Source organism: Myroides sp. DW712, from assembly GCF_046557355.1.
Classification (GTDB): domain Bacteria; phylum Bacteroidota; class Bacteroidia; order Flavobacteriales; family Flavobacteriaceae; genus Flavobacterium.
Genome location: NZ_JBKFDO010000001.1, coordinates 1 through 18,087 on the forward strand (window position 1 = coordinate 1; position 18,087 = coordinate 18,087).

Genomic DNA, 18,087 nt, shown 5'->3' on the forward strand with positions numbered 1-18,087 from the left:
TGAGTTCCAATAGAACTGGAGGCAATGGAGCCGATGACATCTATCTATTTGTGGAGAAAACCTGCTATCAGATTATGGATGGAGTGGTTTCCGATATAGATTCTAAAGGAGGCGTTGTAGGTGTAGAGTTGCTGTTTTTCGATGGACAAAACAAAGTTGTTGATAAGATTTATACCGATGAACAAGGGTACTATAGTGCGGAGAAGTTGTTGTGTGGAAATCAATACAATGTACAAGTAAATAAGGAAGGGTATTTTACCAAAGAATTTGTGGTGGATATCAATCGCGATATTCAGCAACGGGTGAATATAGAAATTGAGTTGATTAATAAAGGTGATGATTTATTCAAGAAATTGAAATTAGCACCGATCCACTTTGATTTTGATTCAGCGACAATTCGTCCAGATGCTCAAATAGAATTACAGAAAGTAGTGGATGTATTGCTCAAACACCCAACGATTCAGTTGGATGTACGCTCCCATACGGATAGTCGTGGAAACGATGCGTATAACCTAAAATTGTCTGAACGTCGTGCTCAAGCCACCATCCAATGGATGATTGGACAAGGAATAGAAGCGAGTCGTTTAACAGGAAGAGGCTATGGTGAAACTCAGTTGGTGAATAGCTGTAGTAATGGAGTGGACTGTAGTGAAGAACAACACCAAGAAAACCGAAGAAGTGAATTTATTGTTATGGATATGTAGTTCGTTTATACCTAAGAATAATGTATTTTTTTCAATGAAAGAGGATTAGCTGCATGGCTAATCCTTTTTTTGTTGGTTAGTTTTTGTTGTTTGGCTCTTTGGTTTTCGTGTAAATTATCATGTATTGAGATTTTTTGGTACGATACTTGCTTTGTTTTTAGGTAAGGAAAATAGAAGAAAATAAAACTATTTCATAAAGTAAAGCGCAAAATTATTTATGTGTTTCCTCAAAACATAAGGATGTCATAATTTTTTTTTATTGTTCTGACTACTTGTATTCAAGTAGTGTATAAAAAAAAGGAGTAGTTCAGTTGAAATACTCCTTTTTTGTATATCAGAATTTTAGGATTTTCTAGCGTTGTTCTATTGCTTCTAAAATAATCAGACGGTCGGTTATTTTTTCTAGCTGGAATTGATAATGTGTTGCAATATAGTCAAAGGTTTGAGCGGTGTAAATAAAAACATGGGTTTCATCTTTGCGATAATACCATGATTCAAAGGGCACTTGATTTGCATAGAGATGCGTCATAATAAGCAAGCGTCCTTTTGGCTTTAAAAGACTTTTTAAGTGTATGATTTCTTGATGAGGATGATGAAAGTGCTCAAAAACTTCGCAACTGAAAATATAATCATATTGATGGTTCACATAAGAGGAATCAGGGTGGAAATAAGGGTCATACAAATTGATGGTATACCCACGATCTACCAATTGCTTGGTAATAACAGGGCCTTTACCGCAACCAAAATCTAAACCTAATGTATCGGGACCATAGTAGGCTAAAATTTCATTGGTAATTGGAGAGGTGAATTTCTGATACCCTAAATCATGAACATCATTGTTGTGAAATTCATAATGTCTTTTTTCTTGTTCAGCTGAAAAATAATGGTAGATATCTTTGACGTAAGCAAAACAAGTGCTACAATGATAATAAAAGGAGTCTATTTTATGGGATAACGGACGTTGACATAAGGGGCATTCCATGGAACATTTTTTTGAGAAAGGATAATTAATGATACGAAGGTACAGCATTACAAAATAACAAAAAAGCTACTTAAACCAACACCAAGACATACAAATTTAAAAGTTCATCCTTTGGGTGTATCGTTTTAATAAAAGTAAAACCCAAACGCATCAACAATTTAATGGAGCTTTTATTTTCAGGTAGGGTAGTGGCGTATAGTTTTTGGTGCGATGCTGTACGTTTGAATTCCGCAATAATTTTAGTAGTAGCCTCTTTAGCATAGCCCTTATTCATATGATTCGGGAGAAAGGCAAATCCTATATCATGAGCATCCAGATAGTCTCGTTTGATGCAAGAAACAAGGCCAAGAGGAGTTTGATTTGTCTTTAGGCGAACCACCCAAAAGGTGAATTGAGTGTCGTCTAGAATATTTTGAATATAGTGTTGCGCATCTAATGCGCTATAAATATTGCGATTGCCTATGAATTTTAACCAACCTGGGGTATTGACAATTTCGATGATAAACGCATGATCATGATGATGGAGTTCCGTAAGAGATAAGCGTTCTGTTTCCATAACAGGCTGTTTTTTAAGAGAATGATTTTACTGTTCCACACCTGTGCTTTTCTCTTTTGTGTAAAAAGAAGACTCGTAATAGAACTTATTAAATGTACTCTTTTTACTGTGAAAATAATCGAGGCTAGTGTTTTTTCTAAAGAAGAAAGAAAAATAAGTATAAAATGAAAAAAAGGAAATCTTCTTTTTTGAATCGAAATTTAAGACATAAGAAATGATTTGATGCGGCTAGAGTCTAAAATATGTTGTAATTTGCGAGAAGCAAAACAACGAAAAACAATGAGAAAGAAAATTAATGGACTAGTCGCTTTATTTTGCCTTGTTTCCTTTCATTTAAAAGCACAAACGTTAGAAATTTATAGCAACAATAAAGCACAAGAATATTTAGGATGTTTAAATTGTCCGTCGGAGAATAAAAACTCTGTGTGGAATTCGAGCGGTATCTACGGCAATGAATACAATAAAAAATCAATTTGGAATAAATATGGAATTTATGGCGATGATAAAAGTAACTTCTCTCCTTGGAATGCACATGCAGAGAAACCACCGTTGATAAAAAAAGAAGGGGTGTTTTATGGCTACTTTACGTTGAATGAAGTCATAGGACAACGCGTAGAGGTGAAACTCACTCGTATGTTGTACGATTACTATCTCGATATCAAAGAGGATCCATCCAAATGGACTGAAATAGAAGAAAAATTGAAAAAATAAAAAATAATTGAAAGTGATTAAACGCAATGTTAATCACTTTTTTTATTTTTAGATTACATTGAAACTTTTGCAATAGATTGAATTGATTCGTGAAAAAACAGAGGAAATTTCATCGGTTGTTCCCGTAGTTTTATTTGTTTGTATTGAAAAAGTAGAAATAAAAAAATAGAAAGATTCTGTTTTTGAATACAAAACAAGTTCAAATGTGGGTAAATGTGGTGCTATTTCGAATTATGTGCATAAAAAGAAGTAAATTGCAGGTAAATTAAAACAGCTACTATTATGTCAGGAAAAATAACTTCAGAACAAGCGATTGCTTTAGAAAATCAATACGGAGCACACAACTATCATCCACTACCTGTGGTATTAACCAAAGGAGAAGGGGTATACGTTTGGGATGTTGAAGGTAAAAAATACTACGACTTTTTATCTGCTTATTCAGCAGTAAATCAGGGACATTGCCATCCGAAAATTGTTGAGGCAATGACAAAACAAGCCAATACGTTGATGTTGACTTCTCGTGCTTTTTACAACGATCAATTAGGAGTATACGAAAAGAAAATCACGGAATTAATGGGGTACCAAAAAGTATTGCCTATGAATTCTGGGGCAGAGGCCGTAGAAACAGCGCTAAAAGTATGTCGTAAATGGGCGTATGAGAAAAAGGGAATCGCAGAGAATCAAGCGAAAATAATTGTTTGTGAAAATAACTTCCACGGAAGAACAACAACGATTATTTCATTTTCTAATGACGAGGATGCTAGAAAAAATTATGGTCCTTATACGGATGGGTTTGTCCGTGTAGCTTATGATAATATTGATGCTTTACGCGCAGCTTTAGAAAAAGATAGTGCTACAATTGCTGGTTTTTTAGTAGAACCTATTCAAGGAGAAGCTGGTGTTTATGTGCCTCAAACAGGATATTTAGCAGAAGCGAAAGCACTGTGTGAACAACATAATGTATTGTTTATTGCTGATGAAGTGCAAACGGGAATTGCAAGAACAGGAAAGATGTTAGCAATTCAACACGAAAATGTAAAGGCAGATATCTTAGTTTTAGGAAAAGCATTATCAGGAGGGGCGTATCCTATTTCAGCAATTTTAGCTGATGATGAGATCATGAATGTAATTAAACCAGGGCAACACGGTTCAACTTTTGGAGGAAATCCAATGGCTGCTGCTATTGCAATTGCGGCATTAGATGTGGTCTTAGATGAGAAATTAGCTGACAATGCGGAGCGTTTAGGGCAATTATTCAGAAGTGAATTGACAAAATACATTGAAACAAGTACTATTTGTACGTTAGTGCGAGGAAAAGGATTGTTGAATGCTATTTTGATTAATGATACAGAAGATAGTGATACAGCTTGGAATATCTGTTTAAAATTGAGAGATAATGGTTTATTAGCTAAACCAACGCATGGAAATATTATTCGCTTTGCACCACCTTTGGTTATGAACGAAGAACAATTGTTAGATTGTGTTTCTATTATCGTAAAAACATTAAAAGAATTTGAGAGATAGAAGAAAATAGTTTATTTTTCGTTTCTTTTTTTGTTATAATTTAAAATAAAAGTAGTAACTTATGAGAGCTTTGGTGGTGGTTGATTTGCAAATGGATTTCTTGCCTAATGGTGCCTTAGCAGTACAGGAAGGAGATTTAATTATTCCTTCTATTAATGCGATCCAAGATCATTTTGATTTGGTAGTGGCTACACAAGATTGGCATCCTGTTGATCATCAGAGTTTTGCCTCTCAGCACGAAAACCAAGGCGTATATGATGTGATTGAGTTGGAAGGAATTCCTCAGGTTTTATGGCCTGATCACTGTATACAGGGAACAGCTGGAGCAGCCTTTAGTGAGGCTTGGGATAGTAATCCCGTTGCAGCTGTATTTCGAAAAGGAATGAATAAGCACATCGACTCCTATAGCGGTTTTTACGATAACAATAAAAGAGAGGCAACAGGCCTACTCGGGTTTTTGAAGGAGAAAAACGTTACTGAAGTCTATGTATGTGGATTAGCCGCTGAGTATTGTGTGTTTTATACAGCAATGGATGCTAGAAATACGGGATTTGATACGTATTTCTTAGCCTTTGCTACCAAACCGATTTCGGCAGAAGGTCTGGAACAAGCTAAAGTAAAATTGAAGGCAAATGGAGTCGTTATTGTAAATGAAAGTGAAGAAGTAAAGCGATAAATGAAGACATACAACGCAACGAATTTTTTTAAACATACGTATTGTGAATGGACCGAAGTCCCATTAGAAGAAATAAAAGATAAAAAGCTCAATTTTAAAAGTGAAAAAGGCAGCTGTTATTTTTTCGATACAGCAGGTGTTTTTAGATATGCAAACCATTGGGGCAGAGTTGCTAACTGTAGATGGAAGTTAAATTCCGACAAGAATAAAAACCAAGGATATGTCGTAGCCTATGCGCCTTGGTCTGGTTTTTATCCCAATGATGAAAAAGAAAAGAACTATGTTATAAGTGTTAATTTTTTGCAAAAAGAAGTGACGTTTAAACATTATGCGAGTCTTAACGGTGGTGATGCGCTTCGAAGAAATGCCAAAGACACAGCGAAACGAATCAGCGAAATTAAGAAAGTACTTCTTTCAGAGGAGTGGGCGAAATACATCACACATCCCAATAAAGAAGAACTGAGACAATATTTAATTACAGGTTTAGTTGATACGAATAAGAGTTTGTTAGAATTAAAACGAAATTTCTTATCTCAATTTTGATTAAACGAGTAAGGAAAATAGGTATAATTAAAAAAGCAAAAAAGATGAAAAAGAGTACATTGATTGCAGCAGTATTGTTAGGTAGTATGACAATGGCACATGCACAAAAAGGAAAAGTAGTAGAAACACCAAAATTATCAGAGAAGGTTGGAACTACACCAATCAAAAAAGGAAACTGGATTGTTGGAGGAGCTATTGGATCAACAGGATATAGCTTTGAAGAAGAAAGTTTCAATATTAATGTAACACCTAGAGCGGGTTATTTTATTTCTGATGGAATTGCAGTTGGTCTTGAGATTGGAACAGGGTTTCAAACAGTAAAAGACGGTGATAACATTTGGAGTTATAAAGTAATGCCATATGCTAGATACTATTTCCCAGAAGGAGCTAGTGAAACAGGGCGTTTCTTTGGGCAAGGTGCTGTTGGTATTTCAGGTGCAGAAATTGCAGGAGAGAGCGATACGTCTTTTGCATTTAATATTAATGCAGGATACTCGCACTTCGTCTCTCGTAATGTTGCTTTAGAAGCAATTGTCGGATACAACTACAGTAAATCAAATCAATCAAGTGCCTCAGCACATAATGGATTAGGATTAACGTTAGGTTTCCAAATTTTCTTAGGAAAATAAGAAGAGATTACAAAATTAAGTATAAAAAAAGGGTATTCTTTTGAGAATGCCCTTTTTTAGTTGTTCTATTTTTTCTTGTTTAAGGGAGACGAAAATTAATCCACGCATTCCATCAATAGTAAATCACCAGTTTCATACGTAATGCTTACTAAGCCATCTTCCGCTACACTATTGCTCGATCCTGTTCGAATTCCCAATTCCAAATCTTCTTGATGGAGGGGGTAGTTCAGGTTATCTGTAGTGATGTTTCCTGCTTTTCCAACGGGAATCAACGAGAGGATAGTATCTTTAGTGTACCATTTTTTATACGTATGAGGGAGTCTGAAAATTTTAGAATAATCATCAAGAATGACTATTTTCATGCTATCTCGATACTTTACTACGGTGGTAATATTTGTAAACGTATGATCCGCTCTTTTACCCGTTGCCCAAATAACATTCGCTGCTGTTATTCCTTTGGTGCGTAAGAAATTGAGTGCTTTTTCTAAATCCGTCGTTTCTTGATCTGGGCTGTGGATAATTTCTAAGGGATACTGTTTAGCTAAATACACCGTAGGGTCAAAATCCCGATCAAAGTCTCCAATTACTACATCTACTTTGATATTCAATGCGATAACGCGTTCAATGGCCTGGTCTAATACGACAATATAAGGAGACCATTCTAGCAATTGATCTAATAAATCTTGACTACAGGCTGCTCCATTGGCAATGATTAACGCAGGTTCTTGATCATCTCGAACGATGTGATGTGATGACATAATTACTTCTTGTATTTAAGCAAACAAAGTAAAACAATAAATCGTTCTAAAAGTCTTTTTTTAGCAGGAAATACTAGATAAAATATAAAATAACTTTATCTTTGAAGCTATTATAACAAGTAATCAGAAATGGATTTAACACAAGAACTTTGGTGGGAACAATATCAAAAGGATAGCAATGCTGTTATTTTGGATGTTCGCACAGATGAAGAGGTAGAAGAAAAAGCGATTCCCAATGCGATGCACATTGATATTTATAGAGGACAAGGTTTCTTAGATGAAATAGAGCAATTGGATAAAACGAAGAACTACTATGTATATTGCAAAGCAGGAGGAAGAAGTAACCAAGCGTGTATGCTAATGAATCAATTGGGATTTGAACATACGTTTAATTTACTTGGCGGAATTACAGAATGGGAAGGGCCAACCGTATAGGAAGTCAACGTATGTTGACTTTTTTGTTGCCATAAAATAATAAACAAATACAAAACGGTATTTGTTTCAATCCTTTATTTTCGTTGTATGATTCATATTCATTTTATCGTTAATCCTATTTCGGGAAAAGGCAAACACAATATTACTGAAGAACACATTCGAACGTTTTTTTCCAGTGAAAAATATCAGGTTGTGGTGCATTTAACTGAACGTAAAAAACACGCCATTGAATTAACCCAATTAGCTTTAACACAGGGAGCAACGATTGTTGTAGCCTGTGGAGGGGATGGTACCATTCACGAAGTAGCGACAGAGTTAGTACACAAAGAAGTGCTTTTTGGCATTGTGCCGGTGGGATCAGGAAATGGGTTAGCTTCTAATTTATCAATACCCAAAGACATTGATAAAGCGTTAGAATTAATTCGAAAACAAACGGTGGTCGCGATGGATGTTGGAATGTTAAACGGAGCCTATTTCTTTAGTAATATGGGATTTGGTATTGATGCAACGATAATTGAACAGTACGAAAAATCAGGGAAACGAAAATTAGGTTCCTATATTCGCGCTGCTTTAAATTCGGCCCAACAATATAAAGCCAAGCAAATGCGCGTAACTTATAACGGAACAACAAAAGAAGTTAATCCGTTGTTGTTGTTTATTTCCAATTCCAATGAAATGGGATATAATATGAGTTTAACGCCACAGGCGAGTCTGACAGATGGATTATTAGACTATCTCATGGTACCCAAAATTAGCTTCCTTAAACAATTGACCTTTGGGTTATATGTTTTATTGAAGAAAACAGAAAGATTTAGACGAACCGATTATGTGCAAACCAATAAAATAGTGGTTGAAATGATGAACAGCCCGAAGAATGGAGCACAAATTGATGGAGAGTATTATGAATTTGATACCAACCATTTCGTAATCGAAGTCGCACAAAAGAGTTTAAAAGTTATTTGTTAGTATAAAAACGTTTTTTCGTAATAAAAACAACACTTGAAGGTGTAAAGAGTTAGTTTGGAAAAGCGTACCTTTGTACTTCGTATATAAACATCAAAAAGTTAAAAAAAATATGAATTCATTTGACGTAGTTGTAATTGGTTCAGGGCCTGGGGGATATGTTGCTGCAATCCGTTGTGCCCAATTAGGTTTTAAAACTGCTATTGTAGAAAAATATGCAACCTTAGGGGGAACTTGTTTAAACGTAGGTTGTATTCCTTCAAAAGCATTGTTAGCTTCTTCTCACATGGTAGAAGAAATGAAACACTTTGCAGAACACGGTATCGAAATTACTGGTGATGTGAAAGTTGATGTAACTAAAATGATTGAGCGCAAACAAGCAGTTGTGGATCAAACCTGTTCAGGGGTGAAGTTTTTAATGGATAAAAACAACATTACTGTATTCGAAGGAGTTGGATCATTTGAAAATGCAACTACAATTAAGGTGACAAAAAATGATGGTTCTGTGGAGCAAATCGAAGCAAAAAACACGATTATTGCCACAGGTTCTAAACCGTCTACGTTGCCTTTTATTCAATTAGATAAAGAGCGTATTATCACGTCTACAGAAGCCTTAAAACTTCCTGAAGTACCGAAACACTTAATTATCATTGGTGGGGGAGTAATCGGATTAGAATTAGGTCAAGTGTATCTAAGATTAGGGGCTCAAGTATCTGTGGTAGAGTTCGCTGATCGTATCCTTCCTACAATGGATGGTGCTGTGTCTAAAGAATTGACAAAAGTATTAAAGAAACAAGGAATGAAATTCTATACGTCACACAAAGTACAAGGTGTGGTACGTGAAGGAGATGTAGTAAAAGTTTCTGCTGAAGATAAAAAAGGTCAAATCATTACCTTAGAAGGTGATTATACGTTAGTGGCAGTAGGTCGTCGTCCGTATACAGACGGGTTGAATGCAGAGAAAGCTGGCGTAAAAGTAACTGACAGAGGACAAATTGAAGTAAATGACCACTTACAGACAACTACTTCTAACATTTATGCAATTGGTGACGTAGTTCGTGGAGCGATGTTAGCGCATAAAGCGGAAGAAGAAGGCGTACTGGTAGCAGAGTACTTAGCAGGACAAAGACCGCATATCGATTACAACTTAATTCCGGGAGTAGTATACACTTGGCCTGAAGTTGCTGCTGTTGGTAAGACAGAGGAGCAATTAAAAGCAGAAGGTGTTGCATATAAAGTAGGTAGTTTCCCTTTCAGAGCCTTAGGACGTTCTCGTGCGAGTGGAGATTTGGATGGATTAGTGAAAATTCTTGCGGATCAAAATACAGATGAAGTATTAGGGATTCACATGGTAGGAGCTCGTGCTGCAGATTTGATTGCAGAAGCGGTAACTGCTATGGAATTCAGAGCTTCAGCAGAAGATATCTCAAGAATGTCGCATGCTCACCCTACGTTTGCAGAGGCTATCAAAGAAGCAGCGTTAGCTGCTACTGAAAATCGTGCTTTACACGTATAGTTAAGAAAAAAATATGTTAAAAAAAGAGTCTAAATAGCTATTTAGACTCTTTTTTAATTATTATCATTCAAAAAAGAATATATTTGTTTTCATAATTAATAAAACCAAAGCGAAATGAAAAAGGTAATAGCTATTTTATTGGGCAGTATTGCTTTAGCTTCTTGTTCAAGTGATGATAATAAATCTTCTTCTGATGATCCTGTTTTTTCTCAACCTTATACTGAATTGACTAGTTTGGATGAATTGCAAACAGGTAAATATCAATATGTAGGGAATAAAATTGGAGATCGAAAAGTTGGGTTAGTACCGGAATCGCATCCGTGTAAATATAAAGATTATTTGTTTGTACATAGAGCCGGAGTCGCTTTAGATTCTATTACGTATGACAACTATCGTATCGATATTATTAACGATAAAAAAGATTGTTCTACTATTTTTGAGTTTCCACGTTTGATGCAAAAAAACAATTTAGTACGACCAGGGTATATGAAAACATCTATAGATGATGGTTATATTCAAAAAGTAGAGGTTATTGAAAAAGGGGAAGATGGAGAAGTAGATAAAATTGTTATCAAGGAAGAATATAGACGTAAAAATCATTATAGCGGTGAAGTGGAAATAGGATTTCAAGCAGGATATCTTCGAATTGAAGATCGTTTATCTGACTATAATCGTTTGAATAAGGACGAAAAAGTTTATTTATATTTTAAGAAGAACTAAAAAAACACAAAGCTTCTATTATTTGATAGAAGCTTTTTTATTGCCTCTTATTTTCCAGATTGTTTTTATAACTTTGTCTTTTAATTAAGAGAAAAGATTATGGATATAAAGACATTGATTCATCATAACTTAGATGAGTTATTGTATTTAGCGGATAAAAAAGGAGTCTTAAATACAGATTTGGTAGTAAAAATAGGAGCTTTTGTTGGTGCAGCCGTACTACGAGGGCGATATGCCGATAAAAAAGAAGTAACAGAAGCCGAAATTAATGGTGTTTTTGGCATTGTAGGCGATTTCTGTAAGATGAGTTTTGGTCGTAGTTATACCAAAGTACACTTTAAAAAGATGACCACTTTAGCGTTAGAACTTATTCAAGAACCAACATTTGATACTGATGTGCAAGTTTTTATACAAGAGTTACAAGCATAAATGCTAAAAAAATAGCTAGATGTGAAGGATACCTGCATACAGGTATCCTTTTTTTATGGCTAAAGCTTGAAAATCATTGGGAAATAGACTCGGTACTAAAGTTAAATTCTTACAAATTGCATAATCTCAGTTTGTATAGGATGAAGTGAGGTGTTAATACATTTGTTCGATACATCCTAATGCAATATCTTGTACCATTCGTTACACGACATAAATCAATATTTTACACCTATACAATGATTCAAATGCATAGATTATCCACTCTAGGGTTTGGTTTGCTACTTTTAACAACCACTTTAGGGTATGGACAAAAAAAACCGCTCGATCACTCGGTATACGATGGCTGGGAAACAATCGCCAACAAACAATTTACCAATGATGGAAAAGCAATTGCTTACCAAATTGCTCCTCAAGAAGGAGATAAAACCGTAGTGGTACATTTTTTACAGCAACAAAAAGAACAAGCTTTCCCGCGTGGAGAACAAGCAACTTTTACTGCGGATTCAAAATACGCTATTTTTGCGATTAGACCTTTTTATGCGGATTTAAAGGCTGTCAAAAATAAGAAGAAAAAAGAAGACGAAATTGCCAAAGATTCGTTGGGAATTTACGATTTAACACAACAAACAATAGTTAAAATTCCGCAGGTCAAGTCTTTTAAAATTCCTGAAAAAGGAGGAAGTATTTTAGCCTATTTATTAGAGAAAGAGCAAGATACCACAGGAGGTAAAAAGAAAAAAGCCAGTAAAAAAGCGGAGAAGAATGAGCCCTTGACGCTCGTTGTTCGCCACCTGGAAACAGGAAGTGAGGAACGCCTAGACAACGTAGTGTCCTACCACTTTGATGAAAAGGGAAATTACTTAGTTTATGTAACGGCTAATCCAGAATTAAAGAAAAAAGAAGAGGAAAGCAAGGAGACAGATGAAGAAGAAAATAAAGAAGGGGTAGAGCAAGAAAAAGCAATTTCAGCGGTTACTCCAGTTTATGGGGCATATGCTTTGCATTTAAAAACAGGAAAAAAATCAGCTTTATTACTAGGCGAGGGAAAATTCACCCAGTTTAGTATGGATAAGGAGGGAAAACAAGTGGTATTTACTTATACCCAAGATGAAGAGAAGGCTTTGGTAAAGAATTATGTGATTTATCACGCCTCCTTGCCTAAACAAGCAACGGCATTATTGACGAATACAGTTCAAGGAATGCCAGAAAATTGGGTGATATCTGAAAATTACACCCCTCAATTTAGTAAGAATGGCAAGCGCTTGTACTTTGGCATTGCACCTCAACCCATTCCAAAGGATACAACCTTAATTGCAGATGATCATGCTATTGTGGATATTTGGCATTATAAAGAAGATTATTTACAACCTCAACAGTTGGTTAATTTAGAGAAGGAGTTAAAGAAATCCTATTTAGCTACGATAGATTTACTTCAAGCAAAAAATATAGTAGCCTTAGCAGATGAAACAACCAATTATACGTCATTAGTAGACGAAGGAGATGCTACCTTTGTCTTTCAGGCTTCGGATTATGGCAGACGCGTGGAAAGACAATGGGATATCGCTGGTGTAATGTCTTACTATAGTGTAGATGTTCGCACAGGAGTGAAGAAAGAAATAATCAAAGATTTACCAGGAAGAGCTTCGGTATCTCCTAAAGGAACGGCTGTGGTATACTATAATAGTCAAGAGGCAAATTGGTATAGTTATGACATAAAAACAGGGAATACCAAACAGTTGAACAAAGGAGTATCTGTGTCTTTTGCTGAAGAGGAATTTGATATGCCCGATCTTCCTTCCGCTTATGGGATTAAAGGATGGATGGATAATGACGAATCGGTATTAATTGGCGATCGCTACGATATTTGGGCGTTTGATTTAAAAGGAAACAAAGCTCCTCGTATGGTGACCAATGGCTATGGACGTCAACATAATTTAACCTTTGATTTACTACAACTAGATGAGGAAAAAAAATCCTTTACTAAAAATGAGAAAACAATAGCTACAGTATTCGATAATCAAACCAAAGCGGCTGGTTATTTTTATGTGAATTTGAAAAAAGCAGCAAATCCAATAAAAATTAGTATGGAAGACTACAGTGGTTTTGCTTCTTTGAGTAAGGCAAAAAATGCGGAGGTATATGCAGTTACGAAAGGAAATTTTATTCATTCGAATGATTTGTATGTTGGAAAACAAGTAAATCAAATGAACCCAATCAGTAAGCTGAATCCCCAACAAGAGGAATACAATTGGGGAACGAATGAATTAGTGCATTGGACGACTCCAAATGGATATGAAGCAACGGGAGTGCTCTTTAAACCTGAAGATTTCGATGCCACTAAAAAATATCCGATGATTGTGTACTTCTATGAAAAATTATCCGATAATTTGAATCGCTATGAAGCACCAGCTCCGACGCCTTCTCGCTTGAATATTCCGTACTTTGTGAGTAATGGTTATTTGGTGTTTACTCCCGATATTAGCTATACGGATGGATTTCCAGGGAAAGCAGCGGAAGAATACATCAATTCTGGGGTAGATTATTTAAAAGCGAATCCTTGGGTAGATGGAACTAAAATTGGAATTCAAGGACAGAGCTGGGGGGGCTATCAAGTGACCCATTTGGTTACCGTTACCGATCGATATGCTGCTGCTTGGGCAGGTGCTCCAGTGGCTAATATGACTTCTGCCTATGGGGGAATTCGCTGGGGAACAGGAATGAGTCGTCAATTTCAGTATGAAAAAACACAGAGTCGAATTGGTAAAACACTATGGGAGGGCTATGATTTATACATCGAAAATTCACCGTTGTTCAAAGTGCCAGCTATTACTACGCCTTTGGTTATTATGCACAACGACAATGATGGAGCTGTGCCTTGGTATCAGGGAATTGAAATGTTTATGGCGATGAGACGACTAGAAAAACCCGTATGGATGTTGAACTACAACGGAGATGAACACAATTTGATGAAGCGCCAAAACAGAAAAGATATTCAAATTCGTCAGCAGCAATTCTTTGATTATTATCTTAAAGGAGCACAAGCACCCGTATGGATGGTGAAAGGAGTTCCTGCTGTGCTGAAAGGAAAAGATTGGGGATTTGACTTGACAGCTGAAAAAGTCAACTAACTAACGTAATATAAAGCAAACAAAAGGTCTAAGAAGAATATCTCTTTTTAGGCCTTTTGATGTATAAAAAAGAGTGGTTGTGCTCAAATTTAGTGTCGAATATAGAGCAGTATCTACATTCTTATCTGTACATTTGTTCAAGGAAGTTGTCCTTTTTTGCTGAGGTAAATGCTTCTTATAGGCTATGAAAAAATTTTTGTTTGGAATCCTACTATTGCTAGGAATTTCCTGTATGGATACGACTTCTAAAGATAATCCTCAACTTTCCTTTTACTATTGGAAAACTACATTTGCATTGGATCAAGTAGAGCGTGAAACCTTAAAAAATCTGGAGGTTCGGAAGTTGTATATTCGCTATTTTGATGTCGGATTAAAAAATGGAGCTGCCGTTCCAATTACACCTATTGTATTTAAGGATGCTGTGCCTTTATTAGAGGTGGTCCCAGTTATTTATATCAAGAATGACGTCGTGCTCAGTGGACAATTAGATGTGAAAAAATTCGCCCATCAACTCGTAGATTTTGTGCAGCAAATTAATGATCGAAATAATATTGACAGCCAGGAAATACAACTTGATTGTGATTGGACTTTGACAAGTAAAGAGCGTTTTTTTGCCCTAATAGAGCAGTTGCGCAAAGAAACAGATATGAAAATATCTGTAACTATTCGGTTGCATCAGGTAAAATTTGCTTCAAAAACAGGAGTCCCAAACGTTGATCGAGGCGTGTTGATGTATTACAATATGGGGCGCATTGCTTCCGATTCCTTAAATTCAATTTACGATCGTCAAATCGCCCAAAAATATACTAGTGGATTAAAAGACTATCCCTTGCCTTTAGATTATGCCTTGCCCATTTATTCTTGGGTAGTGCACAGCCGAAAGGATCAAGTAGTGCGTTTAATTAGTCGATTGCGTGTAGCGGATTTAACGCAACAAGCTTATATACGTCAGTCGGGGGAAAATCAATTTACTGTAGAAAAAGAAATAGAGGCTTTTGGTTTTGTCTTTCAAGCGGGAGATATACTCAAAGTAGAAAGTATTGCACCAGCTCAACTCAAAGAAATGACTACTGATTTGTATCAAGCGAGTGGTAAAACACCCAAAGAAATTATATTATACGACTTAAATTCAAAAAATATTACTACCTATGATCAAGAAATCTTTAAAGAAATGGTACGTCGTAAGTAGCCTTGTAACCCTCTTGGGTACGGGTATTTACACCTATGGTTGTGCCGATGGCTGGTGGAGCTATTCTAGTATTTCCAACTTCACGCCCGAAGCCTTTGCAGATGATTCCTATAAACCTTTATTCTTCGCTCCTTATGATCGTTTTTATAACGGTGGATATATGGATAATGCCTCCCTGTTTAATGAGGATATTGTAGTAGAATGGACTACGTATTTAAAGGGAAGATTAGAAGAGAGTGAGGTGAAAAAATTCCTGTTATCGAGTCAAGAAAATGAAGAAGAAATCAATCAATTGTATGCCAATTTAAAAGGAAAGAACAAAACAACTTGGAATTTAAAGGATGAACGTGTTCAGAATTTCGTCACTTTTTTATACCAGGCCAAAGCCATTGAAAATTATTCGAACGACAGCTATAGCTATTGGGATTATGAATCTTATACCGCTTCAGCTATGGAAGAAAATCAAGCGGATAAAGTAGAAAAAGTATATAAAGGACTTAGAAGTAACGATGCGTTTTATACAAATAGAATGTGGTTTCAAGTTATGAAAGCCAAGTTTTATTCCACCAATCGAGCTAGTGTGATTACTTTTTTTGAGGAAAGTGCAGCTAAACAACCCAAAAACACCTTGTATTATAGAGGGTTAAGCTATGTTGCTGGGGCTTACTACCAAGCTGGAGATTTTAATCACTCCAATGCATTATATGCGGAAGTATTTAACGGGAACGCTATGTTGCGTCAGACAGCGTTGTATAATTATAGACCAATGGATACTGCCAATACCAAAGAAGTAGCGAAAACCATTCCCTCAAAAGAAGTACAAGCTGCACTTTGGGCAATGCAAGGATACTATACTAATTCCCTTGATGCTTTAAAAGAAATGATGGACGTGGACAAGAAGAGTCCACATGCCAATTTTTTATTGACCCGTTGGGTAAATCAACAAGAAGCAGCTGTATTAAAATTTAGAGAAGCTTCATTTAAAAGCAGCAAAGAATACTTTGCGAGTCTAAATAAAGCGATTGATCAACCGGGATTGGATTGGATTAAGAGTATAGCGAAACAACCCGAGCAAGTGGATAATCCCGCGTTGTGGTTGTTGGCAAGCGGTTATTTAGCGATATTTCAAGGAGAATACCAAGAAGCAGATCAGGCGCTAGCCCAAGCAAAGAAAGAAGCCAAGGGGAATACTTTGGTTGACAATCAAATTCGCTTGTTTAACTTAATTAACCGCGTGTCTCAAATCAAAAAGATGGATGCAAGAGCAGAAGAAATCATTCTCTTAGATATGGAGTGGATTTACAACGAAATCATGCCCAAATCTAATTGGGAAGACCCGTTTCGTTATGATTATGCGTTGCACTGGGTACGTCAATATTTAGCTGCTATTTACGCTGAACAAGGGAATAGTGTAATGAGCGAAATTATGTATTCTAATCTTGATTTTTATGGTAATGTGGACAATACTGTAAAAATGGAGAAATTTTTACTTGCTGCTAAGAAAACCAAGTTTGAACAGCTGATGGTTAATCAATATGCTTATAATTTAAGTGATATTTACGAGCGAAGAGCCATTAATTTGTTCTATCAAGATAAAATTGAACAAGCGATTGTAGAAATGAAAAAGGCAGAACCTATCAAAGCGGAATACGCTTATAGTGGTGAATCCTATGTTAAACCCTACAAAAATACGGAGTTATTAGGAAATCCGTTTAATGGAAAAATTCAAGATTGTAACGATTGCGATCATCAGGCTAAACAAAGTGTAAAGTACACAAAATTAAGCTTCTTAGAGAAAATCCAAGAAATGCAAGATAAAGTGGCAAAAGGAGAAGATGTGTTCAATAATGCGTTACTAGTAGGAAATGCCTTTTACAATGGAACCTATTATGGAAATGCACGCGTGTTTTATTACAATGCATTAGTGAATGAATATGGAAATTTCATTTCCCCTTCGGAGCGAAAGTATTTACTCCATATGGGACAAGCAAAAAAGTATTACAGTGTAGCAAAAAAAGCAGCGACAACAAACGAACAAAAAGCAAAAATCGCTTATTTAGAAGCGAAAGTAGAACGCAATGAGTTTTATGCCGAGCAATACCAAAATAAAGATTACTACTGGGGAGCAGGATGGGACGATCCGATGTTCAAAAAGTGGAAGGGATTCCAAGAACTAGCGACCTTGTATAAAGATACGAAGTACTACCAAGAAGTAATCAATGAATGTGGGTATTTTAGAACGTATTTAGAGAAAAACCACCAATAAAAACAAAAAAATCCAGAACACAGGTTCTGGATTTTTTATTTGTACATTTTACTTAAAACCTGTTTTAATCGATTAATTGCAAACAATATTCATCGATGTAAGGCTAAAATTTCTTAGAAATGCTTCGGGTGCATGTTCTAATTTTTCTAATTGATGCTTGGATAAAATAAAATTAGTAATAACCCAATTCTTTGTATCATACAGCATGATTAGAAGCTCCTCTTGTAATTGTTGAGAAGAAAGTTGAGCCATGTGTTGTTGTTTCTGCTCAATTCCTTGTTGATTGAAAAATAATTTTTTCATTTTTGGCTACTTTTTAAGAACGACAATCAAATTTTGTAAGGGGCTTTGATCGAAT

At 35.8% G+C, this 18,087-nt stretch carries 18 protein-coding genes; 14 read left to right on the forward strand and 4 right to left on the reverse strand.

Annotated elements, in window-relative coordinates:
* A partial coding sequence (locus ACLJX0_RS00005; protein ID WP_410877537.1) for an OmpA family protein occupies window positions 1-704 on the forward strand: 704 nt, incomplete at its 5' end.
* Between the two features lie 352 nt (window positions 705-1,056).
* Here ACLJX0_RS00005 and ACLJX0_RS00010 read toward each other — a convergent pair.
* Together ACLJX0_RS00010 and ACLJX0_RS00015 are read right to left on the reverse strand one after the other, a co-directional pair.
* Window positions 1,057-1,686 (reverse strand): class I SAM-dependent methyltransferase, encoded by a 630-nt coding sequence (locus ACLJX0_RS00010; protein ID WP_410877538.1) that lies wholly within the window; start codon window positions 1,684-1,686, stop codon window positions 1,057-1,059.
* A gap of 70 nt (window positions 1,687-1,756) precedes the next feature.
* Window positions 1,757-2,242, reverse strand: coding sequence for a GNAT family N-acetyltransferase (locus ACLJX0_RS00015; RefSeq protein ID WP_410877539.1), 486 nt, complete (start codon window positions 2,240-2,242; stop codon window positions 1,757-1,759).
* 279 nt (window positions 2,243-2,521) lie between these two features.
* On the opposite strand from ACLJX0_RS00015, the gene ACLJX0_RS00020 reads away from it, so the two are divergent.
* The 5 genes from ACLJX0_RS00020 to ACLJX0_RS00040 all read left to right on the forward strand — a co-directional run bounded on the left by ACLJX0_RS00020 (window position 2,522) and on the right by ACLJX0_RS00040 (window position 6,325).
* Window positions 2,522-2,953 carry a hypothetical protein gene (locus ACLJX0_RS00020; protein WP_410877540.1) on the forward strand — a complete coding sequence of 144 codons (432 nt, stop codon included), beginning with the start codon at window positions 2,522-2,524 and terminating at the stop codon, window positions 2,951-2,953.
* A gap of 282 nt (window positions 2,954-3,235) precedes the next feature.
* On the forward strand, window positions 3,236-4,477 hold the full coding sequence (gene rocD / locus ACLJX0_RS00025) for an ornithine--oxo-acid transaminase (RefSeq protein ID WP_410877541.1): 1,242 nt from the start codon (window positions 3,236-3,238) through the stop codon (window positions 4,475-4,477).
* Window positions 4,478-4,538: 61 nt separating this feature from the next.
* The gene (gene pncA, locus ACLJX0_RS00030) at window positions 4,539-5,153 is read left to right on the forward strand and encodes a bifunctional nicotinamidase/pyrazinamidase (RefSeq protein WP_410877542.1); all 615 of its coding nucleotides are present in this window, start codon (window positions 4,539-4,541) and stop codon (window positions 5,151-5,153) included.
* Window positions 5,154-5,696, forward strand: a complete 543-nt coding sequence (locus ACLJX0_RS00035) for a hypothetical protein (RefSeq protein ID WP_410877543.1) — start codon at window positions 5,154-5,156, stop codon at window positions 5,694-5,696.
* Between the two features lie 44 nt (window positions 5,697-5,740).
* Window positions 5,741-6,325: a hypothetical protein gene (locus ACLJX0_RS00040; protein WP_410877544.1), complete on the forward strand. Its 585-nt coding sequence runs from the start codon at window positions 5,741-5,743 to the stop codon at window positions 6,323-6,325.
* A 95-nt stretch (window positions 6,326-6,420) separates the two neighbouring features.
* Here ACLJX0_RS00040 and ACLJX0_RS00045 read toward each other — a convergent pair whose 3' ends face one another.
* Window positions 6,421-7,083, reverse strand: a complete 663-nt coding sequence (locus ACLJX0_RS00045; RefSeq protein ID WP_410877545.1) for a thiamine diphosphokinase — start codon at window positions 7,081-7,083, stop codon at window positions 6,421-6,423.
* A 129-nt stretch (window positions 7,084-7,212) separates the two neighbouring features.
* Between ACLJX0_RS00045 and ACLJX0_RS00050 the strand changes: the two genes are divergently transcribed.
* From ACLJX0_RS00050 to ACLJX0_RS00085, 8 genes are all read left to right on the forward strand, one after another.
* Window positions 7,213-7,518 carry a rhodanese-like domain-containing protein gene (locus ACLJX0_RS00050; RefSeq protein ID WP_410877546.1) on the forward strand — a complete coding sequence of 102 codons (306 nt, stop codon included), beginning with the start codon at window positions 7,213-7,215 and terminating at the stop codon, window positions 7,516-7,518.
* Window positions 7,519-7,605: 87 nt separating this feature from the next.
* Window positions 7,606-8,484 carry a diacylglycerol/lipid kinase family protein gene (locus ACLJX0_RS00055; protein ID WP_410877547.1) on the forward strand — a complete coding sequence of 293 codons (879 nt, stop codon included), beginning with the start codon at window positions 7,606-7,608 and terminating at the stop codon, window positions 8,482-8,484.
* Between the two features lie 109 nt (window positions 8,485-8,593).
* The gene (gene lpdA / locus ACLJX0_RS00060; protein ID WP_410877548.1) at window positions 8,594-9,997 is read left to right on the forward strand and encodes a dihydrolipoyl dehydrogenase; all 1,404 of its coding nucleotides are present in this window, start codon (window positions 8,594-8,596) and stop codon (window positions 9,995-9,997) included.
* A 114-nt stretch (window positions 9,998-10,111) separates the two neighbouring features.
* Window positions 10,112-10,717: a hypothetical protein gene (locus tag ACLJX0_RS00065; protein WP_410877549.1), complete on the forward strand. Its 606-nt coding sequence runs from the start codon at window positions 10,112-10,114 to the stop codon at window positions 10,715-10,717.
* A gap of 99 nt (window positions 10,718-10,816) precedes the next feature.
* The gene (locus ACLJX0_RS00070; RefSeq protein WP_410877550.1) at window positions 10,817-11,146 is read left to right on the forward strand and encodes a hypothetical protein; all 330 of its coding nucleotides are present in this window, start codon (window positions 10,817-10,819) and stop codon (window positions 11,144-11,146) included.
* 245 nt (window positions 11,147-11,391) lie between these two features.
* A complete protein-coding gene (locus ACLJX0_RS00075; RefSeq protein ID WP_410877551.1) occupies window positions 11,392-14,274 on the forward strand; it encodes a prolyl oligopeptidase family serine peptidase in 2,883 nt (960 codons plus the stop codon).
* A gap of 184 nt (window positions 14,275-14,458) precedes the next feature.
* A complete protein-coding gene (locus ACLJX0_RS00080; protein WP_410877552.1) occupies window positions 14,459-15,463 on the forward strand; it encodes a hypothetical protein in 1,005 nt (334 codons plus the stop codon).
* Window positions 15,423-17,729 carry a hypothetical protein gene (locus ACLJX0_RS00085; RefSeq protein ID WP_410877553.1) on the forward strand — a complete coding sequence of 769 codons (2,307 nt, stop codon included), beginning with the start codon at window positions 15,423-15,425 and terminating at the stop codon, window positions 17,727-17,729. Before ACLJX0_RS00080 ends, ACLJX0_RS00085 begins: the two co-directional genes overlap by 41 nt.
* Before the next feature lie 72 nt (window positions 17,730-17,801).
* Here ACLJX0_RS00085 and ACLJX0_RS00090 read toward each other — a convergent pair whose 3' ends face one another.
* Window positions 17,802-18,032 (reverse strand): hypothetical protein, encoded by a 231-nt coding sequence (locus ACLJX0_RS00090; RefSeq protein ID WP_410877554.1) that lies wholly within the window; start codon window positions 18,030-18,032, stop codon window positions 17,802-17,804.
* Window positions 18,033-18,087 lie beyond the last annotated feature (55 nt).